21 protein-coding genes are annotated in these 26,630 nt (G+C 71.8%); 7 read left to right on the plus strand and 14 right to left on the minus strand.

All coding sequences use genetic code 11. From position 1 onward, the window contains the following. The first annotated feature begins 10 nt into the window (after nucleotides 1–10). The 5 genes from yidC to ACYU8V_RS00635 all read left to right on the plus strand — a co-directional run bounded on the left by yidC (nucleotide 11) and on the right by ACYU8V_RS00635 (nucleotide 4,473). Nucleotides 11–1,003: a membrane protein insertase YidC gene (gene yidC, locus ACYU8V_RS00615; protein ID WP_460844590.1), complete on the plus strand. Its 993-nt coding sequence runs from the start codon at nucleotides 11–13 to the stop codon at nucleotides 1,001–1,003. After that, nucleotides 1,000–1,551, plus strand: a complete 552-nt coding sequence (locus tag ACYU8V_RS00620) for a Jag family protein (protein WP_460844477.1) — start codon at nucleotides 1,000–1,002, stop codon at nucleotides 1,549–1,551. Before yidC ends, ACYU8V_RS00620 begins: the two co-directional genes overlap by 4 nt. 23 nt (nucleotides 1,552–1,574) lie before the next feature. Next, the gene (rsmG, locus tag ACYU8V_RS00625) at nucleotides 1,575–2,342 is read left to right on the plus strand and encodes a 16S rRNA (guanine(527)-N(7))-methyltransferase RsmG (protein ID WP_460844479.1); all 768 of its coding nucleotides are present in this window, start codon (nucleotides 1,575–1,577) and stop codon (nucleotides 2,340–2,342) included. A gap of 155 nt (nucleotides 2,343–2,497) precedes the next feature. Then, complete coding sequence (locus ACYU8V_RS00630; protein WP_460844482.1) at nucleotides 2,498–3,451, plus strand: ParA family protein; 954 nt, start codon at nucleotides 2,498–2,500, stop codon at nucleotides 3,449–3,451. After that, nucleotides 3,448–4,473 (plus strand): ParB/RepB/Spo0J family partition protein, encoded by a 1,026-nt coding sequence (locus tag ACYU8V_RS00635; protein WP_460844483.1) that lies wholly within the window; start codon nucleotides 3,448–3,450, stop codon nucleotides 4,471–4,473. Before ACYU8V_RS00630 ends, ACYU8V_RS00635 begins: the two co-directional genes overlap by 4 nt. Before the next feature lie 231 nt (nucleotides 4,474–4,704). Here the strand turns inward: ACYU8V_RS00635 and ACYU8V_RS00640 are convergent, their stop codons facing one another. From ACYU8V_RS00640 to ACYU8V_RS00660, 5 genes are all read right to left on the minus strand, one after another. Further along, nucleotides 4,705–5,472, minus strand: coding sequence for a lysophospholipid acyltransferase family protein (locus ACYU8V_RS00640; protein WP_460844485.1), 768 nt, complete (start codon nucleotides 5,470–5,472; stop codon nucleotides 4,705–4,707). A gap of 127 nt (nucleotides 5,473–5,599) precedes the next feature. Beyond that, the gene (locus ACYU8V_RS00645; protein ID WP_460844488.1) at nucleotides 5,600–8,437 is read right to left on the minus strand and encodes a bifunctional YncE family protein/alkaline phosphatase family protein; all 2,838 of its coding nucleotides are present in this window, start codon (nucleotides 8,435–8,437) and stop codon (nucleotides 5,600–5,602) included. Nucleotides 8,438–8,503: 66 nt separating this feature from the next. Beyond that, nucleotides 8,504–9,799 carry an ABC transporter permease gene (locus ACYU8V_RS00650; RefSeq protein ID WP_460844490.1) on the minus strand — a complete coding sequence of 432 codons (1,296 nt, stop codon included), beginning with the start codon at nucleotides 9,797–9,799 and terminating at the stop codon, nucleotides 8,504–8,506. Further along, nucleotides 9,796–10,689, minus strand: a complete 894-nt coding sequence (locus ACYU8V_RS00655) for an ABC transporter ATP-binding protein (protein WP_460844491.1) — start codon at nucleotides 10,687–10,689, stop codon at nucleotides 9,796–9,798. Before ACYU8V_RS00655 ends, ACYU8V_RS00650 begins: the two co-directional genes overlap by 4 nt. A 139-nt stretch (nucleotides 10,690–10,828) precedes the next feature. Then, a complete protein-coding gene (locus ACYU8V_RS00660; RefSeq protein WP_460844493.1) occupies nucleotides 10,829–12,043 on the minus strand; it encodes a pyridoxal phosphate-dependent aminotransferase in 1,215 nt (404 codons plus the stop codon). Between the two features lie 41 nt (nucleotides 12,044–12,084). On the opposite strand from ACYU8V_RS00660, the gene ACYU8V_RS00665 reads away from it, so the two are divergent. Next, nucleotides 12,085–12,738 (plus strand): GNAT family N-acetyltransferase, encoded by a 654-nt coding sequence (locus ACYU8V_RS00665; RefSeq protein ID WP_460844495.1) that lies wholly within the window; start codon nucleotides 12,085–12,087, stop codon nucleotides 12,736–12,738. Nucleotides 12,739–12,740: 2 nt separating this feature from the next. Here the strand turns inward: ACYU8V_RS00665 and ACYU8V_RS00670 are convergent, their stop codons facing one another. The 8 genes from ACYU8V_RS00670 to ACYU8V_RS00705 all read right to left on the minus strand — a co-directional run bounded on the left by ACYU8V_RS00670 (nucleotide 12,741) and on the right by ACYU8V_RS00705 (nucleotide 22,713). Continuing rightward, entirely contained in the window at nucleotides 12,741–13,772 is a 1,032-nt protein-coding gene (locus ACYU8V_RS00670) for a hypothetical protein (protein WP_460844497.1), read from the minus strand. 73 nt (nucleotides 13,773–13,845) lie between these two features. Continuing rightward, on the minus strand, nucleotides 13,846–14,175 hold the full coding sequence (trxA, locus tag ACYU8V_RS00675) for a thioredoxin (protein WP_460844499.1): 330 nt from the start codon (nucleotides 14,173–14,175) through the stop codon (nucleotides 13,846–13,848). 49 nt (nucleotides 14,176–14,224) lie between these two features. After that, nucleotides 14,225–15,196 carry a thioredoxin-disulfide reductase gene (gene trxB, locus ACYU8V_RS00680; protein WP_460844501.1) on the minus strand — a complete coding sequence of 324 codons (972 nt, stop codon included), beginning with the start codon at nucleotides 15,194–15,196 and terminating at the stop codon, nucleotides 14,225–14,227. Nucleotides 15,197–15,329: 133 nt separating this feature from the next. Beyond that, entirely contained in the window at nucleotides 15,330–16,064 is a 735-nt protein-coding gene (locus ACYU8V_RS00685) for a hypothetical protein (protein WP_460844502.1), read from the minus strand. Nucleotides 16,065–16,091: 27 nt separating this feature from the next. Further along, on the minus strand, nucleotides 16,092–16,781 hold the full coding sequence (gene sigM / locus ACYU8V_RS00690; RefSeq protein WP_460844503.1) for an RNA polymerase sigma factor SigM: 690 nt from the start codon (nucleotides 16,779–16,781) through the stop codon (nucleotides 16,092–16,094). Continuing rightward, nucleotides 16,774–18,708, minus strand: coding sequence for a hypothetical protein (locus tag ACYU8V_RS00695; protein WP_460844504.1), 1,935 nt, complete (start codon nucleotides 18,706–18,708; stop codon nucleotides 16,774–16,776). Before ACYU8V_RS00695 ends, sigM begins: the two co-directional genes overlap by 8 nt. Before the next feature lie 136 nt (nucleotides 18,709–18,844). Beyond that, nucleotides 18,845–20,530, minus strand: coding sequence for a murein biosynthesis integral membrane protein MurJ (murJ, locus tag ACYU8V_RS00700; protein ID WP_460844505.1), 1,686 nt, complete (start codon nucleotides 20,528–20,530; stop codon nucleotides 18,845–18,847). After that, nucleotides 20,527–22,713: a DUF6049 family protein gene (locus ACYU8V_RS00705; protein WP_460844506.1), complete on the minus strand. Its 2,187-nt coding sequence runs from the start codon at nucleotides 22,711–22,713 to the stop codon at nucleotides 20,527–20,529. The genes murJ and ACYU8V_RS00705 overlap by 4 nt, the downstream gene beginning before the upstream one ends. 104 nt (nucleotides 22,714–22,817) lie before the next feature. On the opposite strand from ACYU8V_RS00705, the gene ACYU8V_RS00710 reads away from it, so the two are divergent. Continuing rightward, a complete protein-coding gene (locus ACYU8V_RS00710) occupies nucleotides 22,818–24,242 on the plus strand; it encodes a CCA tRNA nucleotidyltransferase (protein ID WP_460844591.1) in 1,425 nt (474 codons plus the stop codon). A 63-nt stretch (nucleotides 24,243–24,305) separates the two neighbouring features. On the opposite strand, the gene ACYU8V_RS00715 is transcribed toward ACYU8V_RS00710, so the two are convergent. Continuing rightward, nucleotides 24,306–26,498: a hypothetical protein gene (locus tag ACYU8V_RS00715; protein ID WP_460844507.1), complete on the minus strand. Its 2,193-nt coding sequence runs from the start codon at nucleotides 26,496–26,498 to the stop codon at nucleotides 24,306–24,308. Nucleotides 26,499–26,630 lie beyond the last annotated feature (132 nt).

The following is a 26,630-nucleotide window of genomic DNA, read 5'->3' on the forward strand; positions in this document are numbered from 1 at the left end:
CCACTTCATCATGGTGCCGCTCTACTACATCGTGTCCGCGGTGCTGGTCGCGTGGCACTGGCTGTTCGGCCTGGTCTTCGGACCGGCCAGCGGCATCTCGTGGGCACTGGCGATCATCGGCCTCACGGTCACGATCCGTGCGGCCCTGATCCCGATCTTCGTGAAGCAGATCAAGTCCAGCCGGAACATGCAGATGCTGCAGCCCAAGATGAAGGAGCTGCAGAAGAAGTACGGCCACGACCGCCAGCGTCTCGCTGAGGAGTCGATGAAGCTGTACAAGGAGACGGGCACCAACCCGTTCGCCTCCTGCCTGCCGCTGCTGCTGCAGATGCCGGTCTTCTTCGCGCTGTTCCGCCTGGTCGACCACGCCGCGAAGTCCGGCACCGGCAACGGCTTCCTGACCGACGCGCTGGCCACCCAGTTCAAGGGCTCGGAGATCTTCGGGAAGATCCCGGTCACCGAGTCGTTCTGGGGAGCGCGGACCTGGGGTCCGACGCCGAACAGCCTGGTCATGGTCGTCGCGCTGATCCTGTTCGTCTGCATGATCGCGACCACGTTCACCACCCAGCGCCAGCTGATGACCAAGAACATGCCGCCGGAGGCGATGAGCGGTCCGTACGCCCAGCAGCAGAAGATGCTGCTCTACGTCCTGCCCTTCGTCTTCGCCATCACCGGTGTCGCGTTCCCGATCGGCGTCGTCCTCTACTGGACCACGTCGAACCTGTGGACCATGGGCCAGCAGTTCTACGTGATCCGCAACAACCCGGCGCCGGGCACCCCGGCGTACAAGGCCAAGCAGGACCGGGACAAGGCCAAGCACGCCAAGCACCCCGAGAAGTACGCCGGCTACGAGGCGCCCGCCGAGGGCGAGCAGGTCGCGGAGGCGGGCGATCGCCGGCCCGCGCAGCGCCAGCAGCCCAAGCGGCAGACCAAGGCACAGCGGAAGAGCGCCGCGGGCTCTCCCCGCACGAACCAGAACAAGAGCAAGGGAGACGCCCAGTGAGCACCGAGATCGAGACCTCCGACGCAGCAGAGCAGGCCGAGCTGGTCGAGCAGTCGGATGCGGCCGAGAGCGAGCTGACGACCTCGCGGGTGGACGCGCTCGAGCGCGAGGGCGACATCGCGGCCGACTACCTCGAGGAGCTGCTCGACATCGCCGACCTCGACGGCGACCTGGACATGGACGTCGAGGCGGACCGGGCGTCGGTGTCGATCGTCGGCGCCGACCTCAGCCAGCTCGTGGGCCGCGACGGCAAGGTGCTCGAGGCCCTCCAGGAGCTGACCCGCCTGGCGGTCTACCGGGAGACTGGCGAGCGGTCGCGGCTGATGCTCGACATCTCCGGCTTCCGTGCCGACAAGCGTGCGCGCCTGACCAAGCTCGGCGCCGAGACCGCCGCCCAGGTCATCGCCTCGGGCGAGCCTGTCTCGCTGGACCCGATGTCCCCGTTCGAGCGCAAGATCGTGCACGACGCGGTCGCCGCCGCCGGTCTCCGCTCGGAGTCGGAGGGCGTGGAGCCGCGGCGGTACGTCGTCGTGCTCCCGAACGACTGATCATCGATCGGCCGACGTTTCACGTGAAACAGGACGACCACGAGAACGAGACGGCGGCGGGTGTGCCCCAGCGGCACCCCGCCGCCGTTCGGCATTTCGGTGAGGACCGACTGCCGCTCATCGACCGCTACGCCGAGCTGCTCTGCACCGAGGGAGTGGTGCGCGGGCTGATCGGCCCGCGGGAGTCACCCCGGATCTGGGACCGCCACCTGCTCAACTCGGTGCTGATGGCGCCCGCGGTGCCGCAGGGTGCCACGGTGGCCGACATCGGCAGCGGAGCCGGCCTGCCCGGTCTGGTGCTGGCGATCGCCCGGCCGGACATCTCCATGACGCTGGTCGAGCCGCTGCTGCGGCGTACGACCTTCCTGGAGGAGGTGGCGGCCGACCTCGGCCTGGACAACGTCCGGGTGGTGCGCGGGCGGGCCGATGCGCTGCACGGCAAGGAGCGGTTCGACGTGGTGACGGCGCGGGCCGTCTCGGCGCTCGGCACGCTCCTCGAGTGGTGCCTGCCGATCACCGAGCCGTCCGGCGCGCTCGCACTTCTGAAGGGCGAGAGCGCGACCGACGAGATCGCGGCCGCGGAGCCGCTGCTGAGGCGCTGGGGCTGCGCTCCCCCGGTCGTCGAGGTGTACGCCGACGAGGACGACTCGGTCGTCCCCGCACGGGTGGTCAGGGTTACGGCCGCCGATCCGGCACGGGTATCGTGGCCGCCCTCGGGTGGACGCAAGCCGGCTGCCGGCGGCCCCGGACGGGGTGGGTCCCAGCGTGGCTATGCGAGGAGGATGAAGTGATCGATCCGCCGGTCTCCCCGGAGTTTTCCACCGGTGGTGGGGGTACCCCTGAGCGTGACAATCCACAGTTCGATGCTGGTTATCCACAGGAAGGGGTCGATCACGCCGTGACGCCGAACGAGGCTGTTTCACGTGAAACAAGCACCGGCGGGGGCATGCCGCGGATCACGACCGCGGCGGATCTCATCGACGCAGCCACCGACTTCGACGACGACCAGACGCCGTTGGCGCGGGCGGCCCAACAGTCGGTGATGGTGCGTCAGGGCATCCCGGCGGTCCAGCTGGACCGCCCGGTCCGCACCCGGGTCTTCGTCGTCGCCAACCAGAAGGGCGGCGTCGGCAAGACCACCTCCACGGTGAACCTCGCCGCCGCGCTGACCCAGCTCGGCCAGCGCGTCCTGGTGATCGACCTGGACCCGCAGGGCAACGCATCGACGGCCCTCAACATCGAGCACCACCGCGGAGTGGCCTCGACGTACGACGCTCTGGTCGACGGCACTCCGCTGGCCGACATCGCCCAGCCCTGCCCCGATGTGGCGGGCATGCACGTCGTGCCGGCGACCATCGACCTTGCCGGCGCCGAGATCGAGCTGGTCAGCGTGGTGGCCCGGGAGGGGCGTCTGAAGAAGGCGATCCTGGCCCACCCGCTGGTCGGCGATGCGGCTCGTGCGGGGGAGGACCGGTTCGACTACGTCCTCATCGACTGCCCGCCGTCGCTGGGCCTGCTGACCCTCAACGCGCTCTGCGCGGCCGAGGAGATGCTGATCCCGATCCAGGCGGAGTACTACGCGCTCGAGGGTCTCGGTCAGCTGCTCAACACCGTCGAGATGGTCAAGGCGCACCTCAACCAGGAGCTGGTCGTCTCGACCATCCTGCTGACCATGTACGACGCCCGCACCCGGCTCGCCGCCGGCGTGGCCGCGGACGTGCGCGAGCACTTCGGTGACCAGGTCCTCAAGACCGCGATCCCGCGCTCGGTGCGGGTCTCGGAGGCACCGTCGTACGGGCAGACGGTCATCACCTACGACCCGGCGTCGCCGGGTGCGTTGAGCTATCTGGAGGCCGCCCGCGAGATGGTCGAGCGGGCCGTGACGGAGGTTTCGGCATGAGTGCGAACGCGCAGCGGCGGGGCCTGGGCCGGGGTCTGGGCTCGCTGATCCCCAGCGCCCCTCCGGCCGCGCCCGAGGCCTCGGTTGTCAACTCGGATGACCGGAATTCGGACATTCCCGCCACAGCGCCTTCCAGCGGGTCGGCGGACCTGGGGTCCACCGGGTCCGGCTCAGGCCCGGAGAGCGCGATTTCGGGTCTGACAGCGGTCGAGGGGGCCTACTTCGCCGAGCTGCCCGTCGAGGCGATCAAGCCCAACGCGGCCAACCCGCGGACGGTCTTCGACGAGGAGGCGATGGCTGAGCTGGTCCACTCCATCAAGGAGATCGGCCTGCTGCAGCCGGTCGTGGTCCGCCAGACCGGCCCGGCGGCGTACGAGCTGGTCATGGGTGAGCGTCGTTGGCGTGCCACCCAGCAGGCCGGCCTGGCCACGATCCCCGCGATCGTGCGCGAGACCGACGACACCGACATGCTGCGCGACGCGCTGCTGGAGAACCTGCACCGCAGCCAGCTCAACCCGCTGGAGGAGGCGGCGGCGTACAACCAGCTGCTCGAGGACTTCGCCTGCACCCACGAGGAGCTCGCCCAGCGCATCGGCCGCTCGCGCCCCCAGATCAGCAACACCCTGCGCCTGCTCAAGCTGACCCCGGCCGTCCAGCGCCGGGTCGCCGCCGGCGTGCTGTCCGCCGGTCACGCCCGGGCGCTACTCGGCGTGGCCGACCCGGACGCCCAGGACAAGCTCGCCCAGCGGGTCGTGGCCGAGGGCATCAGCGTGCGTGGGCTCGAGGAGATCGTCTCCATCGGGGAGGGCGAGCAGAAGCCGCAGCGGAGCCGCACGGCCAAGCCGAAGGCGCCCGGGCTCGGTGAGCTCTCCGAGCGGCTGGCCGACCGGCTCGAGACCCGGGTCAAGATCGACCTGGGGCGGGCCAAGGGCAGGGTCACCATCGAGTTCGCCAACACCGGCGACCTCCAGCGGATCGTCGACCTGATCGACCCGCGCAACCGCCACGACCGCGTGATCTGACTCTCCGCGAGCGCGTCGCCGCTGCCGCTGGCGCGGTTGGCTTCCGTAGGCCCCGCGTTGGCATGGCGGCAAGCCTGAGCGCTCGGGGTGATGGAGCGGACGAGGCTGCTGGAGAAATGCCGAAGGGGGACCGGTGAGAACCGGTGCCCCTTCGCTGTTGTGGGCCGCTGACCTGCAGCGACTCAAAATGTCGACAAAGCGACCTATCGATATATCGCCAAGTCGATAGGACTACTTGTTCCCCTCGGCGGCTTTCTTCGCCGCCCGGCGGGCCAGCTCCTCGGCGTCCATCTCGAGGGCCTTCTCCGGGGTGGGGGCGCTGCCGCCGAGGCGGGCGGGCATCCACCAGGAGCCGGGCTTCTTCTCCTCGGCGGGGTACTCGGCGAGGACCTCGTCGAGTATCTTCTGCATCCGCTCGCGGAGGACCGCGGTCTCGGCCGCGACGTCCTGGCCGGTGACGTCGATCGGCTCGCCGACCTTGACGATGATCGTCTTGGGGGAGCGCGAGAAGTCCTTGGGGTGGTCCTTGGTCATCAGGCGCTGGGCGCCCCAGACGATGACCGGGAGGATCGGCACCCCGGCCTCGGCGGCGATCCGCACGGCGCCGGTCTTGAGCTCCTTGATCTCGAAGGAGCGGGAGATGGTGGCCTCGGGGTAGATGCCGACGATCTCGCCCTGGTCGAGGTAGGCCTTGGCGTCCACCAGGGCCTGCTCGCCGGCGGCCCGGTCGACGCGGATGTGGTGGAAGCTACGCAGCAGGTGACCCACACCGCCCTTGTCCATCATCTCCTTCTTGATCATGAACCGGACCAGGCGCTTGCGCGGCTCGGCGCCGGCCCCGGCGTAGATGAAGTCGATGTAGCCGGTGTGGTTGATGGCCATCAGCGCGCCGCCCGTCTGCGGCACGTTCTCCGAGCCGGAGACCACCACGTTCTGGCGCATCAGACGGAAGAGGACCTTGGCCAGGACGATGACCGGCGGGTAGGTGATGTCTCGCACGGCTCAAAACTGCCAGTACGCCGCCGGAAACGCGAGCGCGCCACCGGCAGATTCCGCGGGCTGGATTGTTCAGGACGGACAAAAGAAGGACGGGCCGCCGGTCTCCCGGCGGCCCGTCCTCACAGAACTACTCGTCGGAGGACGGAATCGCCCCTCCGGGCACCTGTCCGGGGAACAGGATCCGGGCGTCGCCCGGGTACGGGCGCGACCAGTCGTGGGCGACGTACCAGGTCCACCGGTTCATCAGCTCGGGGTGCGCCGAGTCGGCCACCGCCCCGTTGCCGGTGAGTCGCTGGCTGCTGATCCACCGCTGCCAGGCGGCAGCGACCGCGGTCATCGAGGAGGGTACGGCGGTGCGGGCCGCCGCCTGCCGGTTGACGGCCGCCGCCTGGGTGCCGGTCGTGCCGAGGGTGTCGGTGCCGCACGCCGGCGCGGTGGCGACCCCCTCGGTAAGCGGGATCTGGTTGCGCACGGCCGTGTACGGGGTGGTGTCGGGGTGGTTGGTGAAGGCGTCGTACATCGGCGTGGCCGCGGCGACCTTCTGGTTCAGCGGCTGCGCGCCGAGGATCTGCTCGATGGTGCGGACCATCGAGATCTGCGAGTAGTAGGTCGAGACGACCTTGCCGTGCTGGGCCCAGGGGCTGATGACCTGCACCGGGGCGCGGTGGCCGTCGACGTGGTCGGCACCCGCCTGGCTGTCGTCCTCGGCCACGAAGATGACCGAGTCCTTCCAGTACTTGCTGTGCGAGATCTCGTCGACGATCCGGCCGACGGCGAGGTCGTTGTCGGCGACCTGGGCCCGCGGGTCCGCCGTACCGCCGGTGTGGTCGCTGGACAGCCACATCATGTTGAAGTCGGCCGGGCCGTTGGCCTCGAAGTCCTGCTTCCAGATCTGCTCGCGGTAGATGTCGGGGATGGCGGTGTCGAACGGAGGCGACAGCGGGTCGGAGATCGCGTCGAGCGAGGGGATCACCGAGCCGTAGTTCCCCTTGAGCTGGGGGGTGGTGAGCTGGGCGGGGTCGCCGCCGTTCTCGACGCTGGTGGCGGCGCAGTAGTACTGCTGCCAGGTCGACCCGGCGGGCTTGCCCTCGGTGTACTCGAACTCCCCGTAGTTGCGGGCCGTCCGGCCGGCGTCCTGCACCGCGGTCCACAGGAAGCCGGAGCGCTGGTGGCCCAGGACGTCCTCCTCGGTGTCGTAGGAGCGCTCGTACTCACCGGCCGAGGACTCGGTGTACTCCGGGTTGTCGCCCTGCATCAGCCAGTTGTGGCCCTCGGCGGAGTTGGTGCCGACGTCGTAGACGTTGTCGTAGAGGCCGAACTGGGCGGCCAGCTTGTGCTGGTTGGGCGTCACCGTGGCGCCGAACTGCGCCAGCGAGGCGTCCCCGTTGCCCTGCGCCATGTCGCCGTAGACCTGGTCGTAGGTGCGGTTCTCCTTGACCAGCAGGAAGACGTGCTTGATGGTCGACGGGTCGCCGATCCGGTGCGGTACCGGGACCGGCTTGGCCGGGGTGCCGGAGGCCTGCTTGACGTCGCTGCCGGTCCAGCCGTTCTGGGCGAAGACGGTGCTGGTCGAGGCCTCGACCTGGTCGTCGCTCGGCAGCTGGAAGCGGGTCAGCGACGCGGTGGTGCCGTGCGTGCCGTGGCCGGTGGCGGGCGTGGTGCCGTAGCCCTGGCTGAAGGTCAGCAGCGGGCCGCGCGCGTCGATGCCGCGGGTGTTGGTGACATAGAGCTCGCCGCCGACGTTCGCGATCGCGGCGGGGTAGTAGTCGGTCGGCAGCAGCCCGACGTAGCGCACCGGCGCCTTCGGGTCGGTGCCCGTCCGGTAGACCGCGACCGCGTTCGCGCGGCCGAGCGTGACCAGCAGCCGGCCGCCGTCCACCGTCAGGCCGGTGGGGGCGTAGCCGACGTGGGAGGACGGCCAGGGCTGGGTCGCGATCGTCTGCACGACCGCGTCCGAGCCGGTGTCGATGACCGAGACCGTGTCGCTGTCGGTGTTGGCGACGTAGAGGGTCGTGCCGTCGGCGTACAGGTCGGTGGGGTGCAGGCCCACGGCGATCGAGCCCGCGGTGGCGCTGGGGCTGGTGGTGTCGATGACGCTGACGGTGCCCGTGGTGGAGGTGCCCTTGTAGCCGTCGGCGACCACGTCGGTGCCGTACGACGTCATGGTGCTGTCGCCCGCCCGGGCCGTCCGCCCGCCCTCGTTCGAGACGTAGAGCTTCGAGCCGATCAGGGCGACCTGGCGCGGCGCCACCCCGACGCTCCACGTGGTCGACACGGCGCCGGTGGCGGGATCCATCGCGACGACGGTGTTCTGCCCGTTGAGCGGCACGTACATCGTCGAGCCGTCGGCGGAGAACGCCGGCTTGCCGGGCAGGGCCGAGCGGGCGCCCACCTTCGGGAGCGGGTACGACGTCGGCGTACCGAGCGTGCCGTCGGCGTTGACCGGGAAGCGGGTCATCGCGTCCTTCTGCGACAGCCACAGCGAGGTGCCGTCGGGGGAGTAGACGGGACCCTCCTGGCCGACGGTGCCGTTGGCGATCTTCTGGTACTGCACGCCGGTGAAGCCGGCCGTGGCGATCGCGGCCGTCGCGCTGGAGACCGAGGCGGTGCCGGCCGTGGCGATCGGCTTGTAGGTGGCGAGGTCGAAGACCTGCACGTCGAAGGACCGGTCGGTGCTGGAGGCGGCCAGGAACCGGCCGTCCGGGCTCACCGAGGACCCCATCATCTTGCCGAACGGCGTCATCAGCCGGTCGCCGAGCGGCGCGATCACCTGGTCGTCGGAGATCTGCAGCCCGGCGGCGGTCTGGTCGCCGACGTGGTTGGTCCCGAAGCCGGCCGTCGACCCGTAGGCGACACCGGTGGAGGCCAGGGCCAGCGAAGCCAGTCCGGCGAGGACCAGGCGCGAGCGCCGGGACGTGACACCGCGGCGTTCGAGCGCGGGGACGCGTCGTCGTGTGACGTTCATGGGTGGATCCCTTCGTTGATTCAGCGGGGTTCAGCGGGAGATTCAGCGGGAGATTCAGCGGGAGATTCAGCGGGAGAGGAGGTCGACGAGGCCGTCGAACTGCCAGAGCGGGTTGGGCGAGTCGCCCGTCGGCGTACGCACGGTGAAGCTGCCGTTCACCTCCTTCGGGCCGTCGCCGTCCGCGACGTACTTGCCGTCGGCTGTCACGTCGAGCTGGTACGTCGCCCGGCCGACCGCGGCGGAGCCGGGCAGGCGCCAGGAGACGATGCAGCGCCAGTCCGAGCCCGGGCCGGTCTGCGCGGGGGCCGTGCCGCCCTGGGTGCCCTTGGTGCACCACGCGCGGGTGCGCAGCTGCGCCTCGGTCACGGCCGGGCGGTGCAGCTGCTCGGTCTGCAGCCGGTACAGGTGCGCGAAGCTGGTGGCCACCGAGTCCTGCAGCCCGGCGCGATCGATGCCCGGACCGGTGCCGGCACCGGCCGCCGCGAGGCCCGCCCCGGCCAGCACGAGGAGGGCGCCGAGCGGGAGGGCGGCGGCCAGGAGGGTGCGCCGCGCGGATCCGTCGTACGCCGTGTCGGTGAAGTCGCGGCGCAGGAAGACCAGGTAGCCGGCGACCATGGCGACCACCGCCCAGACCAGGCAGACCACGACGCCCGCCCACAGGCCGCCGGTGCTCGCGGGGTCGGTGAACAGACCGCGCCAGCCGAGCAGGGCCTGGCTGGGCAGCGCGAGCCGGACCGCCACGGGGAGGGGGAGCAGCTGCGCCAGCGCCAGGCCGAGGGCGAGCAGCGCCGGCAGTGCCAGGCCGACCGGCGAGCGGCCGAACAGGACCGATCCGAGCAGGCCGACCGCGCCGAACGCAGCGGTCGGTGCGAGGACGCACAGCCAGGCGAGCAGGACGGTGCGCCCCGCGGTGGCCGAGGACAGCTGGTGGCCGTCCAGGCCGATCAGCGGGTGGGCACCGGCGCCGGCCAGGCCGCCGGCCACGCTCGAGACGCCGAGCAGGACGAGCAGGAGGACCAGGACGGTGGCCGCGGCCAGCGCCTTGGCCAGGTAGATCCGGCGCGGCGAGCGCACCGCCACGACCAGGTGGCGCCAGGTGCCGAGCCGGTCCTCGGCGGCGAACACGTCGCCGGCGATCAGCGCGGTGAGCAGCGGCAGGCCCCAGCTGCACGCGAACGACAGCACCACCAGGGAGCCGGCCCACCCGGTCATCGGCAGCTGCCGGCCGAACACGGTGTCGGCGGGCAGCGAGCTCTGCCGGCTGATGACCAGCACGAACAGGGCCGGTACGACGGCGCAGACCAGCAGCACCGCCCGGACCCGCCACTGGGCCAGCAGCTTGACCAGCTCGAAGCGGATCACGACCGGGCACCCCGCTCGGTGAGGGCCAGGAACGCGGCCTCCAGCGGCGAGGTCACCGGCGCCAGCTCCCGGATCGCCACGCCTTGGCGGACCAGGCCGGCCACCAGGGTGTCGAGGGCAGGGGCCCCTGCCCGGAGGAGTACGCCGCCGGCGTACTGCCGGTCCAGGAGGGTGATCCCGCAGATCGCCTGGGCGACCCGGGCCGTCGTGGCCGGGTCGGTGGTCACCAGCCGGTAGTCGAGGTCGCCGCTCTCGGCGGCGAGCTTCGCCACCGGGCCCGAGAACACGACCCGGCCGGTCGCGAGCAGGGTGACCTCCTGGCACAGGCTGGCCAGGTCGTCCATCCGGTGGCTGGAGAGCAGCACCGTGGCGCCGGCGGCCGCCAGGTCGGCGATGACGCCGTGGATCTGGCGCTTGCCGGCGGGGTCCAGGCCGTTGCTGGGCTCGTCGAGGACCAGCAGCCGGGGCTCGACCAGGATCGCGGCGGCCAGCGCCAGCCGCTGGCGCATGCCCAGCGAGAAGCCGCGCACCCGGTCGTCGGCCACCTCGATCAGCCCGACCCGGTCCAGGGCCTCGGCCACCCGGCCCGCCGGTCCGCGCCTCCCCCGCAGCCGCTCGAGCGCGGCGAGGTTCTGCCGTGCGGTCAGTGACGGGTAGAGGCTGGGGCCGTCCAGGAACCCGGCGACCTCCCCGGAGACCTCCAGGGTCCCGGCGTCGGGCCGGGCCAGGCCGAGCACCAGGCCCAGCAGCGTGGTCTTGCCGGCCCCGTTCGGCCCCACCAGGCCGTGCACCTCGCCGGCGGGGATGTCCAGGTCGACGCCGTCCAGCGCGAGGACGTCGCCGAAGATGCGGACGACGCCACGCGCCCGGACTGCGGGGGCGGCAGCCATGGGGGTCCTTCCGAGAAATGTCGCGGAAGGTACACGCGCCCTGCCGCCGCCGTGACGCTAGGAGCCGGCGGTGCCGTGGAGGGTGCGCGAAGGAGAACGGTCGGCGAACGACCGCCGTACCGAAAGTTGCGAAGTGCGACTATCGGCGCGTCGCGAGGAAGTCGGCGATGCGGCCGATGCCCTCCTCGAGCACGTCGACGTCCGGCAGGGTCACGAGGCGGAAGTGGTCGGGGGCGAACCAGTTGAAGCCGGTGCCGTGGGTGACCAGGATCTTCTTGGCCCGCAGCAGGTCGATGACGAACTGCTGGTCGTCCTCGATCGCGTAGACCTCGGGGTCCAGCCGCGGGAAGCAGTACAGCGCGCCCTGGGGCTTGACCGAGGAGACGCCGGGGATCTCGTTGAGGAGCTTGTCGGCGAGCATGATCTGCTCGTAGAACCGGCCGCCCGGCACGATCAGCTCGTTGATCGACTGGTAGCCGCCGAGCGCGGTCTGGATCGCGTGCTGGGCAGGCACGTTGGAGCACATCCGCATGTTCGCGATCAGGGTGAGGCCCTCGAGGAAGTCGCCCGCGAGCTCCTTGGGGCCCGAGATCATCACCCAGCCGGCGCGGTAGCCGCACACGCGGTAGGCCTTGGAGAGGCCCGAGAACGTCAGGCAGAGCACGTCCTCACGCGCGGCCGTCGCCGCGTGGTGGTGGACCGCGTCGTCGAACAGGATCTTCTCGTAGATCTCGTCGGCCATCACGACCAGGTCGTGGCGGCGCGCGATGTCGACCAGCGACTCGACCATCTGGCGGCTGTAGACGGCCCCGGTCGGGTTGTTCGGGTTGATGATGACGATCGCGTGGGTGTTCTCGGTGATCTTGGACTCGATGTCCTCGAGGTCGGGCATCCAGCCGTTCGACTCGTCACAGCGGTAGTGCACCGGCGTACCGCCCGACAGCGAGACCGCGCCCGTCCACAGCGGGTAGTCCGGCGCCGGGACCAGGATCTCGTTGCCGTCGTCCACGAACGCCTGCAGCACCATCGAGATCAGCTCGGACACGCCGTTGCCGATGAAGACGTCCTCGACCTCGGTCGTGATCAGGCCGCGGGACTGGTAGTACTGCGCGACGGCGGTGCGGGCGGAGTAGATGCCGCGCGAGTCGGAGTAGCCCTGGGCGTTGGGCAGGTGGTGGATCATGTCGGCGAGCACCGCCTCGGGTGCCTCGAAGCCGAACGGCGCCGTGTTGCCGATGTTGAGCTTGAGGATCTTGTGGCCCTCGGCCTCGAGCCGCTGAGCCTCCTCGAGGATGGGACCTCGGACGTCGTAGCGGACGTTGCGGAGCTTCTTGCTCTGGCGGATCTTGCGCACGGTGCATTCTCGCATCCGCGTTTCGGTCCTACGATCGAGTTATGGCCCGTACGACGGTCCCGCTGACGCTCGACCTGCTGGAGCAGCTCGATGCGCCCTGTCGCTCGTGCGTCTTCTGGCAGCTCGATCCTGTCAGCCGGGAGCGGCTCTCCGCCGACGAGGCGCTCGCCGAGAAGGAAGCCTGGGTCTCCGAGATCCTGCGTGAGTGGGGCTCGTGCGGACGGGTGCTGATGATCGACGGCGAGCCACGCGGCTACATCCTCTACGCGCCCGAGGCGTACCTGCCGGGCGCGGCGTCGTTCCCGACCGCACCGGTCTCACCGGACGCCGTGCTGCTCGCCACGGCGTGGATCGACGCGTCGTACGACGGCGTGGGGATGGGCCGGCTGCTGATCCAGGGCATGGCCCGCGACCTGGTCACCCGCGACTGCGGCGAGATCCGCGCGGTCGAGGCGTTCGCGCGGCTGCGCGGGGGCGGACCCGGCCGCGGGCACAGCTGCACGCTGCCGGCCGACTTCCTCGCCCGGGTCGGCTTCAAGACGCACCGTCCGCATCCCACCACGCCGCGGATGCGGATGGACCTGCGCTCCACGGTCACCTGGCGCGACGAGTTCGGGGCTGCGTGGGAGCGGCTGGTGCACGTCGTACGCCCGGCACCCGCGAAGGCGCCGACCCCGGCGCACCGGGAGCACTGACCTCAGGTCACGTACTCGCTCCCCGCTGCACGCCACGTCCCGCCGGCGCGTGTGAGCAGGACGCGGATCCGGTAGCTGCGCTGCTGGCGCCCGCCGGTCTGAGAGCTCGACGTGGTCGTCGCGGTCACGAGCACGGTCGCGGTGCTGCCGGACAGCTGCGACACCCCGGCCCCCAGGATCGTCGCGGTCTGGACCGAGTGGGTCTTCGCCAGGAGGGAGACGAAGCGCGCCACGGTGCTCTGGTACTGCTGAGCGAAGCGGGCAGTGGAGACCGCGCGGACGCGGGAGGCGCCGCGATCGGGATGCCGGTAGTCGAAGTCGAACATCGCGCTGATGAGCCGGCGGGCCGTGCGCGTCGCAGACCGCCGATCGGGGTCCGGCTCGGTCGGCACGGCGGGTGCCGCCGTCGTGATCAGGCCGTCGATGAGCCATGACCCGCCGGAGCGCTTCAGCGTGACGCCGACCGCCCACGGGGTGACGGTGCTCCGGGCCGTGCCGGCCCGCCGGCTGGTCTGCTGCACGAACGCCAGCACGGCGGCGGTGTCGGGGGCGATGCCGCTCAGGCCGGTGTCGGTGGTCCGGGCGGTGACGGTGGCGCCCTGCTTGATCACGGTGGAACGGATCCGGGACGCGGTGGTGCGGAAGGTCGCGGCGTACGCCGGCGTCATCAGGGCGAGCGAGGCCTGCACGTGGGCGTCGTAGCCGGTGGGCGTGTAGCCGAGGACCGTGGGCAGGGAGCTCGCGACGAAGGATGTCGCCGATGCGCGGTCGGCATCGGTCACCGTCGTGGCGCCTGCCGAGGGAGTGGAGGTCGTCGAGGTGGCGGGTGACGTCGCGGAGGGGCCGTGGGTCGCGGCGTCGCCCGGGCCGTCGTCGGGCAGCACCAGCACCAGCGCGGTCACCGCGCCCGCCACGACGAGGACAAGGGTGACGATGGCCGCGAGGACCACGCCGAGCCGCGGGCCACGGGAGGGCGGCGGACCCGTCGGTGGGCGGTACGGGGGTGGGGGCGGCAGCGGACCGGCGAGGGACATCGAACTCCTGAGAAAAAGGGCGAGGCCCCCGATTCTTCACGAATCGGGGGCCTCGAGAGCTCGGTTCACGCCATCAGGCGATGAACTCCTCGAGCTCCTTGAGGATCGCGGCCTTCGGGCGGGCACCGACGATGGTCTTGACGACCTCGCCACCGGAGTAGACGTTGATGGTCGGGATGCCGGTGACGCGGTACGACGCCGGGGTGACCGGGTTCTCGTCGACGTTCATCTTGTAGAAGGTGACCTTGTCGCCGTGCTGGCCGGCGATCTCGTCGAGGATCGGGGCGACCTGGCGGCACGGGCCGCACCACTCGGCCCAGAAGTCGACGAGAACGGGCTTCTCGGACTTGAGCACGGAGGTGTCGAACTCGGCGTCGGTGACGGCGGAGATGTTGTCAGCCACGATGGCTTCCTTCCAGTTTGGGTGAACGCAAAGGTCTGGTGAGTAGAACTCAGGCGGAGGCCGGGACATTCCCGGCGGACGCCTGGGTGTGGGCGAGCTCGCCCAGGAACCGCTCGGCGTCCAGGGCCGCCGCGCAGCCGCTGCCGGCCGCGGTGATGGCTTGGCGGTAGCGGTGGTCGACGAGGTCACCACAGGCGAAGACGCCCTCGATGTTGGTCGCCGTGGAGCCGTTCGCGACGAGCACGTAGCCGTCGTCGTCGAGGTCGACCTGGCCGACCAGGAGCTCCGAGCGCGGCTCGTGGCCGATCGCGATGAACAGGCCGGTCGCCGGGACCTCACGGGTCTCGCCGGTGACGGTGTCCTTGAGCGTGATGCCCTCGAGGGAGTCCTCGCCGTTGATCGACTCGACGACGGAGTTCCACTCGATCTCGATCTTCGGGTCGGCGAACGCGCGCTCGGCCATGATCTTGGAGGCGCGCAGCTCGTCGCGGCGCACGATCAGGGAGACCTTGGTGCCGAAGCGGGACAGGAAGGTCGCCTCCTCGACCGCGGAGTCGCCGCCGCCGACGACCGCGATGTGCTGCTCGCGGAAGAAGAAGCCGTCGCAGGTCGCGCAGTAGGAGACGCCGCGCCCGGACAGCCGCTCCTCGTTGGGGAGCTCGAGCTTCTTGTAGCCCGAGCCGGTGGCGAGGATCACCGCCTTCGCGGTGAAGGTGCCGTCGGCGGTCTTCACGACCTTGACCGGGCCGGTCAGGTCGACCTCGACCACGTCGTCGGCGACCAGCTCGGCGCCGAAGCGCTCGGCCTGCGCGCGCATCTCGTCCATCAGGGCCGGGCCCTGGATGCCGTCGCGGAAGCCCGGGAAGTTCTCGACCTCGGTGGTGTTCATCAGCGCACCGCCGGCGGTCACCGACCCCTCGAACACCAGCGGCTGGAGCTGGGCGCGGGCGGCGTAGATGGCGGCTGTGTAGCCCGCCGGGCCCGAGCCGATCACGATCAGCTCGCGGGTCTCGTCGGTCATGGATCCTCCGTGTCAGGTACGCCGAGAGGACTCGGCGTGGGGCTGCTGCAACAACGACGATCGTAGGCCGCGCATTCCCGCGGGCACGACAGGCTCGGCCACCTGGACAGGTCGCGAGCCGGTCGCGAGCGGGTCAGGATCGGGTCAGCGTGATCGAGCGCAGCACGGTGCCGGTGCCGCACTGGAGGACCTCGGCGACCTGGGTCGACCCGACGGGCCGGCGGAAGGCGACGACGGCGGGGGCGCCGGCGTACGTGGCCCCCAGGAGGTAGCCGCGCCCGAAGTCGGCGCGCGCGCAGGTGAAGCCGGGCGCGCTGTGGACCCTCGTCGAGCGGTACGTCGTGTCCGGCGGGATCTGGCGGCGCAGCCGCAGCAGGTCGGTGCGCAGGGAGGGCCGGTGCAGGAGGCTGTCCATCTGGGCCCGGTAGGACTGGGGCTCCGCCGCCGTGCGGCCGTCCGCGCTGCCGCCGACCTGGTTGTGCTCGGCGTCGTCCAGGGGTCCCGCGGCGTTCGGGACGCCGTCGGCGGGGGTGCGGCTGACCCCGGTGTCGCTGGAGGCCGCCGGCTGCGCCGGGGTGTCGTCGTGCAGCAGGGGTACGCCGATGCCGGCCACGACCACGGCCGCCGCCGCCACGAAGAGCGCGGCGAAGGTCCGACGCCTGCGGCTCGAGAGCGGTACGACGGGAGCCAGGTGCTCCGCCGGCCCGGCCGGCTCCTCGCCCGACCGCTCGGCGACCAGGTCGGTCAGCGCCGCGTCCAGCCGCTCGGCGACGTCGGCCGGCAGCGCGGGCACCTCGGCGCCGACCGAGCCGAGCAGGCGGCGTACGGCTGCCTCCCGCTCGGGGGTGAGCTCGGCTTCGTGGGTCATGGCGCTTCCTGGTGGTGGGTCGGTGGGTCAGTCGGCAGGTGGGGTCGGTGGCCCGCGCGGCGTCTCGGATCCGACGTACGACGAGGCCGGGGGGTTCCCGGGGGCGGGTGTGAGGCTGCTCTCGGTCCCCGGGTCGGTGTCGAGCAGCTCGGTGAGCAGCCCGCTCAGCCGCGCCCTCGCCCGGCTGCACCGGCTCTTCACGGTCCCGACCGCGCAGTCGAGCATCGCGGCCACCTCGGCGACCGGGTAGCCCTCCATGTCGACGAGTACGACGGCGGCGCGCTGCTCGTCGGGGAGCAGCCGCAGCGCGGCGTGCACGAGCTCGGCGCGCTCGCGGCGCACCGCCGTCTCGGCGGGGTCGAGGGTGTCGGCGACGGTCTGCAGCGAGCCGCGGTCGCCCAGGTCGTCGAGCTCGTCGGGCAGCTGCTCGGTCCGCCGGACGGCCCGGCGGCGCAGCAGGTCCAGGCAGGCGTTGACCACGATCCGGTGCAGCCAGGTCGTCACCTGGGCGTCCCCGCGGAAGGAGTCGGCGCGCCGGAAGGCCGCGATCATCCCCTCCTGCAGCCCGTCGGCCGCCAGCTCCGCGTCGCCCGTGGTGCGCACGGCGACGGCCCAGAGCCGGTCCCGGTGCCGGCCGAAGAGCTCGCCGAACGCGTCGGGCTCGCCCGCGACGTGGGCGGCGAGCAGCTCGGCGTCGGTGCGTCCGGGCTCACTCACCCCGGACGACCACTTCGGCGATCGTGCCGCGGTATCCGCCGCTGACCGCGGGCAGGTGGGTCAGCCAGAGCACGACGTACTGCCCGGTCGGGGACGAGATCGGGGTCAGGTCGAGCGTGGATCCGGTCGCGGTCCCGCTCGCCGCCGGCCGTCCGGTGGGGGCAGCCGTGGGTCGCACCGCATCGACGTACAGCTGCACGGTGGTGGGCTCGCCCGCGAGCCGGACCGAGACGTCGCTGACGGTGTGCTCGGCGCCGAGGTCGACGACCAGCCCGACGCCGCTGGTGAGCGCCCGCTTCCCCCCGAGCTGGTCGAAGTACGTCGCCGTCGACCACGTGGTCGCCGGGTCGCCGTCGACGGCCCTCGGGGCCTCGGCGTTGTTCGCGTCGGTGTGCCGGATCGGGTCGAAGCCGGCCGCGCGCAGGCCGGTGAGCGCGACCTCCGGGTTGGTGATCGCGGTGCTGCTGGTGGTGCTCTTGTCCGAGGACGGCTTGTTGCCGAGCATGGTCCGGCCGCTGCCCAGGTTGAAGGCGACCGCGATCGCGAACAGCAGCAGCAGCGCCACCAGCACGCCCAGCCCGAGCCGCAGCCAGCTGCGGCCCGGCATCGCGTCCTGCTCGCCGGTCGTGGCCAGCGCCAGCTCGGCGTCGTGGTCCCACGGCCAGTAGCCGATGGTCTCGCCGGTCGGGACCGGCCGGTCGAGCGGGTGGTGCGCCTCCGGCGGCGGAGGTACGTCGTCGCGCGGCCGTCGCGCGGGCTGCCCGTCGGGCGGGTCCGGGGCGAACAGCGGCCGCTCGGGCGGCTCCTCGAAGGGGGGCGGCGGCGGGGGCGGGTTGCTGCGCGTGCGCAGCCACTCCACCTCGTCGTCGTCGCCGAAGACCGGCATGCCGGGCTCGGTGGGCAACTCGCTGACCAGGGGGATGGAGTCGTCGGGCTCGCGGCCGGGCTCCGGCTCGTCGGCCTGCGCCTCGTCGTCCACGACCTCCTCGGCCGGCGGGTCCTCCTCCGCGGGCGGGTCCGGGTCGACGTCGTCGACCATCGGGTCGCAGATCGAGGGCAGGTCCAGCGGCCGGATCTGGTTGATCGGCAGCACGGTGGCGGCGAGCGCCTCGGTGAGACCGGTCGGGTCGCCGACGAAGTCGAGCAGGGCGGAGGCGATCGCGCCCGCGGTCGCGACGTCGAGCGAGGTGGTGGCGACGGGCGCGCGGCGTACCCAGTGCCGGCGCCGCAGCTGGGGGTCGGCGGCCTCGGCCGTCGCGCGCCAGAGCTCGTCCAGTGGCTTGGGTACGCCGGCGCGCACCTGCCGCGGCGAGAGCACCTCGTCCGCGGTGCGGGGCGCCGCCGGCACCAGCGAGCTGGACGGGCCGGGCCAGGAGCCGGTGAGGGCGCTGTAGAGCAGACCGCCGAGGTCGCCGAGGTCGGTGGTGAACCGATCCCCGGGCAGGCCGTGCAGGGCGGCGTCGACGCAGAACCCGATCAGCCGGACCGCGCCGAACCGGTCGATGAGCACGTTCTCGGGGTTGAGCCGGCCGTGGGCGACGCCGGCCCCGTGCGCGCGCTCGATGGCGCCGGCGATGTCCGCGACCAGCCAGGCCGACCGCCGCGGCCCGATCGGGCCGTTGTTCGCGAGCAGCAGGTCCAGCGAGGTGCCGGTGCCCCACTCGTTGACCACGTAGCAGAGGCCGTCGCGGGTCTCGGCGTCCAGCACCCGCAGGATCCGGGGGTCCAGCACGGTCGCCGACGCCTGGGCGGCGGCGATCAGCCCCGGGGCGCGGGCATCGTCCTCGGCGATGACGTGCAGGGCGACGTACCGCTCCAGGATGCGGTCGTGCGCTCGCCAGAACCGCCCACCGCCGCTCTCGCTGAGCAGATCGATCAAGCGATAGCGACCGGCGAGAAGATCTCCGGGCCGGGTCGACAGCGCCACGATCCCCATCCTATGCACTTCGATGGGCCGAGCGTGTCTCCACCAGCGTCGGCGGTTACTACAGAACCGCTTCGAGGTGCAGACGGGATTCCGCCGACGCCGGCTCCCGCCACGCTGCCGGCCGCGATCCCGAGGACTATCGCCGGAGCCGGCGGGCGAGGGTGTCGGCCACGTCGGTGAGCTCGGTGAGCCGGAACGGCCCCGCGAGCCAGAGCAGCAGCACGCCGAGGACCACCCCGTCGACGCCGAGCTGGACCGCCGCCCACTCCCAGCCCGGACGCGAGGTCAGCTCGAGCACGGTGTCGTGCCCGATCCGGTCCATCACCCAGGTCACGCCGACGGCGAGGCCCGTGGCGGCGAGCAGCCGGACCACGAAGCCGGCCCACTCCCGCACCCGCAGGACGCCCAGCGTGCGGACCAGCACCGTCGTGGACAGCACCGCGCCGACGCCGTACGCCGCCGCATAGGCCACCACCAGCATCGGTGAGGTCTGCCGCGGGTCCGCCAGGCCGACCAGCGTCACGGCCGCGGCGACGTTGACGGCGGCGACCACGCACTGGATGTAGAACACGGTGCGGTTGCGCTCCAGGGCGTAGAAGCCGCGCAGGGTCAGGTAGTGGATGGTGAAGAAGAGGACGCCGATGCCGAACAGCGCGACAGTCGGCGCGTAGCGGGGGTACGACGTCGCGGTGGCGCCGTGGCCCCACATCACGTGCGCGAGCGGGAGCGCGATCACCGGCAGCACCGCGGCGAACGGTACGACGACGGCCAGCGCCGAGCGCATCGTGCTCGACAGCGTGCGGGCCAGCGCCGCGGTGTCGTGGTCCGCGGCCGCGCGGGAGAGCCGCGGCAGGACGGCGGTCGCCAGCGAGACGGTGATGATCGAGTGCGGGACCTGGGTGATCAGGAAGGCGTTGGAGTAGACCGTGATGCCGGTGCCGTCCGGGCCGGCGGCCGTGCCGCTGGTGGCCAGCCGCGTCACCACGACGTACGCCGCCTGGTTGACGATCACGAACAGGACCGTCCACACGCCGAGCCGCAGGGTGTGGCCCAGGCCGGTGCCGCGCCAGTCGAAGCGTGGCCGGATCCGGACCCCGGCGCGGCGCAGGTAGGGCACCAGGATCACGAACTGGGCCGCGATGCCGAGGGTGGACCCCACGCCCAGCAGCAGCTCCTGCCCGGAGCTGAACCCGCCGTGCTGGGCCGCCGTACCGGCCGTGCCGAAGTGCCACAGGTAGACGACCAGCACCGCGATCGCGATCACGTTGTTGGCGATCGGCGCCCACATCATCGGCCCGAACCGGCCGCGGGCATTGAGGATCTGGCCGACCAGCACGAACATCCCGTAGAAGAACACCTGCGGCAGGCAGTAGCGCGCGAACGCGATCGCCGAGTCGCGCTCGGCACCCATGCCGGGGGCGAAGTACTGGTGCGAGAGCAGCACCCGCATCACCAGCGGTGCGGCCACGACCAGCAGCACGGTCACCACGGCCAGGAAGCAGCAGGCGAGGGTGACCACGCGGTCGACGTACGCCTGCCCGCCGTCGGCGTCGTTGCGCATCGCCCGCACCAGCTGCGGCACCAGCACGGCGTTGAAGACGCCGCCGGCCAGCAGGATGTAGAGCATGTTCGGCACCGTGTTGGCCACGGTGAAGATGTCGGCGTGGACGCTGGCGCCGAGCGCCATCGCGAGCAGCGTGGAGCGCAGCAGGCCGCTGACCCGGGAGAACGCCGTACCGGCGGCCATGATCGCGCTGCTGGCGAGGATCCCGGACTGGGTGTCGGCGCCGGTGGGGCTGGGGCTGTCGGCGGCAGCGCTCACGCGGTGGCCTCGGCTCGGCGCTGCCGGTGCCGCCGCAGCCGGCGCACGAGCCGGACCGCGATGGCGAAGAACAGGATCCCGGCGCCGGTGCCGAGGATCACCCAGATCACGATGCCGACCGAGCCGGACCGGATCGGGACCGTGACGGTCGCGCCGATCGGCGTACCGGAGGAGTTGGTGACCACCAGGCGCAGGTTGTGCACGCCCGCCCGGCTGGTGTGGGCGTCGAGCCGGACCGAGGCGCGCGAGTGTGCGGCGAGCTCGACCGGGTCGGTGCGGTCGATGCGCGCCCCGTTGGCATCGGCGGTGATCTCGACGGTCACGGGGACGTCGAGGCTGTTGGTGAGGGTCACCGCGAAGCTGCCCTCGGAGGAGGAGAGCGTGACGCTGGGTGGCGCGCCGATGGTGACGCCGGCCAGCTGGGCCTCGATCCAGTCGCGCGAGGCGGTCAGCCGGCTCGGCGCGTCGGCATCGGTGTCGGCGGCCACCGAGTACGACATGCCGGCCAGCGCCTCGCCGGTGACCTCGGAGCCCATCTTGGCGTTGGCGGTCGCCGTGGTGTCCGTGCCGTCCTTGGCCTTCGGGGCGGTGAGGATCGACTGCAGGAGCTGACCCTGCTGGACCAGCTGCTGGGCCTCGCCCTGCGCGTCGAGCTGGGTCTGGTCCGCGGCGTGCGACGCGGGGAGCCTCAGGGAGTCCGGCTCGATGGCGGCCGTCCCTCGCGCCAGCACGTCGGAGACGGTGGTGAGGTTGAGCCACGGCTGGTCCAGGCCGCTCCAGAACCGGTCCGCCCCGCCCGCGCCCATCCCCGCCGGCAGCTGTACGACGAGCGGGCGCTCGTCCCCGGACAGCAGCCGCACCGCGGCCTCGGCCAGGATGCGCTGCCGGACGGCGAGGCTGCTGAGCGGCTGCTCGGGGTCGGGCCCGCCGGCAGCCGCGCCCGCCGAGGTCGCCACGAACGGGTGCTGCCCGACGGTGCCGCCCACGACCGGACGGCGCAGCATCTGGTCACCGACCAGCGCGATGGCGTGGTCCCGAGCCGCGGTGATGCCGGCCGGGTCGAGGTAGCCGTCGGGGCTGGCGATCGCGCGACGGGTGGGGATCCTCCAGCCGGAGAGGACGCCGGTCTCGGCCCGCGCCCAGGTGTAGAGCTGCGCGGTGAACCCGGAGTCGAGCAGGGCGGGGTCGCCGTACGGGAGCGCGAGGAGCTGCCCGGAGACGAAGCCGGAGCGCGCCTGCTCCAGCCAGGCCGTCGACGCGGTCGCGAGCGGGCCGGCGCTGCCGGAGCCGCTGGTCCCGGTGCCGAGGCCGGTCGGGGAGGAGGACGAGGAGCTGGTGCCGGCCCCCGGCGTCGGGACCAGGCGGGGCGGGTTGCCGTCGGCGAGCTGCTGGGCCGCGTCGATGACAGCGGGGTCGACCAGCCAGGTCATCGGCCGCCCGGCGGCCGCCCGGCCGATGGTCAGCGCGTCGGTCAGGGCCCCGCCGGACGACAGGCGGGTCAGCCAGGTGTCGGTGTCGCTGAGCCGGCCGTCGCGCTCGTGCTGGACCGTGGTCCGTACGGGCACCACGACGGCGGTGTCGAGCACCGGGCTGCCCGGCTTGGTGGAGGTGGGGACGTAGGGAAGGAAGGTGCGGGCTCGGCCGTCGGCGATGGAGTCGCGCGCGGTCGTCTCGCTCTGGCCGATCGCCTGGACGCCGAACCAGTAGACGCCGGCCTGGGGGTCGGCGAGGTTGGCCCGGAGCACCTGCTGGGAGATCGTGAGCGTGAACGGCACCGTCGCGCCCGGTGCGATCGAGGCGATCTCCTGCTTGCTCGACTCCTCGACGATGCGCGTGCCCACCGGGCTCGCCTCGTCGGTCGCGGCGCCGTCGGCCAGGGCCGCCGAGGTCGTCATGGGCGGCGGGCAGCTGCCGTTGCCCGTGCACTCGTCGTCGTCGAGGTAGGGGTAGAGGTTGACCTGGGTCCAGGCCACGGTGTCGGTGTTGTGCACGGTGCCGCTGACGACGAGGGGCCCGTGACGCGGCAGCACGCCGGGCGTGATCCGGCTCAGCGAGATCCGCAGCGGCGCATCGCCGGAGTGGTCGGCGTCGTCGGAGTGCGCGGCCGGCAGCGTGGCCACGGACAGCGCGAGGCATCCGAGCAGGCCGGTCGCGGCACGCGACAACCACCTGCCCACAGACACCCCCCGAGCGTAGTGGGGCTCTTGCGCGATGCACTGAACGGCAGGCCGACCTCCTAGAATCACGGCCCGTGACCGACGCCGTACCGCCCGCACCCGCAGAGCCGCTGCGGCTGGTCGACGTCCAGGCGGCGGTGACCGCCGAGCTGGACCGGATCGCCCCGGTCATCGACGAGCTCGGCGGCCTCTTCGCCGCGGCGGGACACGAGCTGGCCCTGGTCGGCGGCCCGGTCCGCGACGCCATGCTGGGCCGCCGCTCCAACGACCTCGACCTCACGACCTCCGCGCGTCCCGAGCAGACCGACAAGATCCTCAAGGCCTGGGGCGACGCCTGGTGGGACATGGGCCGCGACTTCGGCACGATCGGCTGCCGCAAGGGCGACTGGATCGTCGAGGTGACGACGTACCGCTCCGAGGCGTACGACGCCGACAGCCGCAAGCCCGAGGTCAAGTACGGCGACAACCTCGCCGGCGACCTCGGCCGCCGCGACTTCACCGTCAACGCGATGGCCGTGCGGCTGCCCGGCCGCGAGCTCGAGGACCCCTACGGCGGCGTCCTCGACCTGGCGAGCCGCGTCCTGCGCACCCCGGGCACCCCCGAGGACTCCTTCTCCGACGACCCCCTGCGGATGATGCGGGCCGCGCGCTTCGCCGCCCAGCTCGGCTTCACGGTCGCGCCCGAGGTGGTCCAGGCGATGACCGAGATGGCCGACCGGATCGAGATCGTGTCGGCGGAGCGGGTGCGCGACGAGCTGGTGAAGCTGATCTGCGCGCCGTACCCCCGCCTCGGCCTGACCCTGCTCGTCGACACCGGCCTCGCCGACCGGGTGCTGCCCGAGCTGCCGGCCCTGCGGCTGGAGCGCGACGAGCACCACCGGCACAAGGACGTCTACGAGCACACCCTGACCGTGCTGGAGCAGGCGATGGCGCAGGAGGACCGCCTCGGTGGCGAGCCCGACTTCGTCTCCCGCTTCGCCGCCCTGATGCACGACGTCGGCAAGCCGAGGACCCGCCGCTTCGTCGAGGACGGCACGGTCACCTTCCACCACCACGACGTGGTCGGCGCCAAGATCACCCGCAAGCGGATGAAGGCGCTGAAGTTCAGCAACGACCAGATCGACCAGGTGGGCCGGCTCGTCGAGCTGCACCTGCGCTTCCACGGCTACGGCTCGGGCGAGTGGACCGACGCGGCCGTACGTCGCTACGTCCGTGACGCCGGCTCCGAGCTGGAGCGGCTCCACATCCTGACCCGCGCCGACTGCACGACCCGCAACCAGCGCAAGGCAGACCGGCTCCGGCGTACCTATGACGACCTCGAGGCCCGGATCGCCCGGCTGGCCGAGGAGGAGGAGCTGGCCTCGATCCGGCCCGACCTCGACGGCAACCGGATCATGGAGATCCTCGGCATCGGCCCGGGTCGCGAGGTCGGCGAGGCCTACCGGTTCCTGCTCGAGCTGCGCCTCGACAACGGCCCGATGAGCGAGGACGACGCCGCGGCCGCGCTGCGGGAGTGGTGGGCCACCCGCAGCTGAGAACGGACCGAGCCGCCCCGCGGATGCGGGACGGCTCGGCCGAGGGTCGTGCTCAGCGGGAGGTCACTCGGTGCAGTGACCCGGTCCGGTGAGCCCGATGTTGTAGCTGCCCAGCGTCGTGGCCAGCGAGACGAACTGCTGACGCACGCTGCTGCTGGACTTCATCGCCGCCACCTGGGCCGGGGTGTAGGTGGTCAGCAGGGACTTGCCCTGGTTGAACGCCGACAGCACGGTCGCCGGGATGCTCGCACCGTCGAGCTGGTTGAGATCCGCGGCGGCCCACTGGTGGGCCAGGTTGTAGTAGGCGTTGCCCGCCGGCGAGGCGTTGAACATCTGCAGCCAGGTCTGGCCGCTCAGGAAGAACATGGCCCCCGAGCCGCCGACCTGCGCCCAGGTGTCGTCGTACGGCGCCGGGCCGGCCAGCGAGTGGGTCTTCCAGTAGCCCTGGGTCAGCGTGCAGCCGGTCGCGCAGGCGACGTTCGCGTTCACCGTCCAGGAGTCGGAGCCGTGCGCGCCGGAGCCGGCGAGGAACGACGCGGTGTTGGTGAAGGCGTTCGTGCCGCAGGCCAGCTGCACGTCGGCGGTGGCCGGCGTACCGAAGGTCAGGGCGTAGGTGAACGTCTTCGGCGCCTGGGCGGCACACACCGTGCCGAGGGCGCCCACCTTGGTGTCGCTGACCGCGACGCACTCGTCGACCTTGGTGACCGTGGCGTTGGCGAAGGACACCGGGGCGGTGCCGGAGTAGTCCTGCGTGCTGCCGTTGACCGTCGCCGACCCGTCGGATCCGAAGTCGTGGTTCTGCAGCGTCGCCGTGCCGGTATTGGTGCGGTCGGTGCTGTCCGGCAGCGGACCCGCGTAGCTGCAGGTCAGCGAGTCGCCGGGGGCGATGGTCAGCTGCGGGCAGCTGACCGGGACCGTGATCCCACCGGAGACGACATCGGTCACCGCGGTGAGGTGGGCCGTCTGCACCGGGTTGTTGTTGGTGACGATGATGTCGCCCGTGACCGACTGCCGGGTGTCGGCGGAGCTGGCCGAGACCTTGACCGAGTAGTTCACGGGGAACGTCTCCCCCTCGGCCAGGAGCAGCGAGGACCTGTCCGCGGACTTGTCGATGTTCCAGGTCCAGGTGCGGGTCAGCGACGTGGACGCGTCCTTCGCCACCACGAGCTTGTCGCAGGCCACCGTGACCGACGCGTCGTCGCTCTGCCCGGTCTCGGTGATGGTCGCGGTGTTGGGGTTGACGCCCTTGTCCGCGCAGGTGAACTTCCGGTCGTACGACGTGGAGCCGGTGTCGCTGAACGAGCCGAGGGAGCCGTGCTGGGAGTCGGTCACGTGGATCGTGCTGTTCACGACCGTCGTCGGGTCACCGAAGTGCACCGCGGCCTCGCCGTACCCGCCGTGGACGGGGGTGCCCGCCGCGGTCGTGACGGTCGCCCGGTTCGTCCGGTCGCTGCCGTCGGAGAGGGTGCCGGAGTAGCTGCAGTCGAAGGACCCGCCGGCCGCGAGCTGGTACGGGAACGTGACCGGGCAGGACACATTGCCGGTGAGCGAGTCGGTGACGCCGGTGACCGTGGCGGCCACGGCGTTCGGGTTGCTCACGTGGATGGAGCCCGACATCGCCCAGGCGCTGTCGGTGCTGCCCGTCCTGGTCACCTTGACGGTGTACGTCGACGTACCGCTGTCGCCCTGGAACAGGTCCCACGACGCCGGGGTGACGGACTTGTCGATCGTCCAGTTCCATGCGCGGGTGTAGGTGGTGCTCACGGTCTTGGACACCGACAGGGTCGGCTCGTAGCAGAAGATGACGTGGCTGAAGCCGGCCCACATGCCGCTGGCGTTGAGCGGCGGGTGCAGGTCGGTGTCGCTGGTCACCGCGCCCACGCCCGCGTAGTCGTAGACGTTGTAGGCGGCCGAGCCCTTGACGAACACGGCCTGGACCGGGCTGCTCGCCTGGGAGAAGTCGAAGGCGTTGCCGTTGCCGTCGTCGTAGGTGTGGATGTGCACCATGAAGGTGCCGTCGCCGAAGGACTGGTCGGCGAAGCTCGTCGTCCAGCCGGCCGCCTCGTAGCCGATCGTGCCCGTCGGGCAGTCGGTGACCTGCGCATTGCCGTCGTGGGTGACGGGTGCGACCAGGGCCGCGTTCGCGGGCGCGGACGTCGCGGTGAGCGCGACGGAGGCGAGGAGCGCCGCCCCCGCCGTACCGATCCATCGCGCGGTGCGGTGGGTCTTGCGCCGATGGCGCGCGTGAAGAGCCATACCAGTTCCCCCCAGGAGCCGATAGAGATGAGATGAGGCGGGAAGTCCTCATCGGCGACGTTAGGCATCGGAGGGCGCTGCGGGGCCGGAGTGCGGAACTCTTTACCGCCGGCGGCCCAGAATTGTCCGACT

The organism is Nocardioides ultimimeridianus (assembly GCF_054777895.1).

Coding starts and splice junctions, on each gene's coding strand:
- yidC (WP_460844590.1), top strand. CDS start 11: ATGGTGCCGCTCTACTACATCGTGTCCGCGGTGCTGGTCGCGTGGCAC.
- ACYU8V_RS00630 (WP_460844482.1), top strand. CDS start 2,498: ATGCCGCGGATCACGACCGCGGCGGATCTCATCGACGCAGCCACCGAC.
- ACYU8V_RS00635 (WP_460844483.1), top strand. CDS start 3,448: ATGAGTGCGAACGCGCAGCGGCGGGGCCTGGGCCGGGGTCTGGGCTCG.
- ACYU8V_RS00645 (WP_460844488.1), bottom strand. CDS start 8,437: ATGAACGTCACACGACGACGCGTCCCCGCGCTCGAACGCCGCGGTGTC.
- ACYU8V_RS00655 (WP_460844491.1), bottom strand. CDS start 10,689: ATGGCTGCCGCCCCCGCAGTCCGGGCGCGTGGCGTCGTCCGCATCTTC.
- ACYU8V_RS00665 (WP_460844495.1), top strand. CDS start 12,085: ATGGCCCGTACGACGGTCCCGCTGACGCTCGACCTGCTGGAGCAGCTC.
- ACYU8V_RS00670 (WP_460844497.1), bottom strand. CDS start 13,772: ATGTCCCTCGCCGGTCCGCTGCCGCCCCCACCCCCGTACCGCCCACCG.
- trxB (WP_460844501.1), bottom strand. CDS start 15,196: ATGACCGACGAGACCCGCGAGCTGATCGTGATCGGCTCGGGCCCGGCG.
- ACYU8V_RS00685 (WP_460844502.1), bottom strand. CDS start 16,064: ATGACCCACGAAGCCGAGCTCACCCCCGAGCGGGAGGCAGCCGTACGC.
- ACYU8V_RS00715 (WP_460844507.1), bottom strand. CDS start 26,498: ATGGCTCTTCACGCGCGCCATCGGCGCAAGACCCACCGCACCGCGCGA.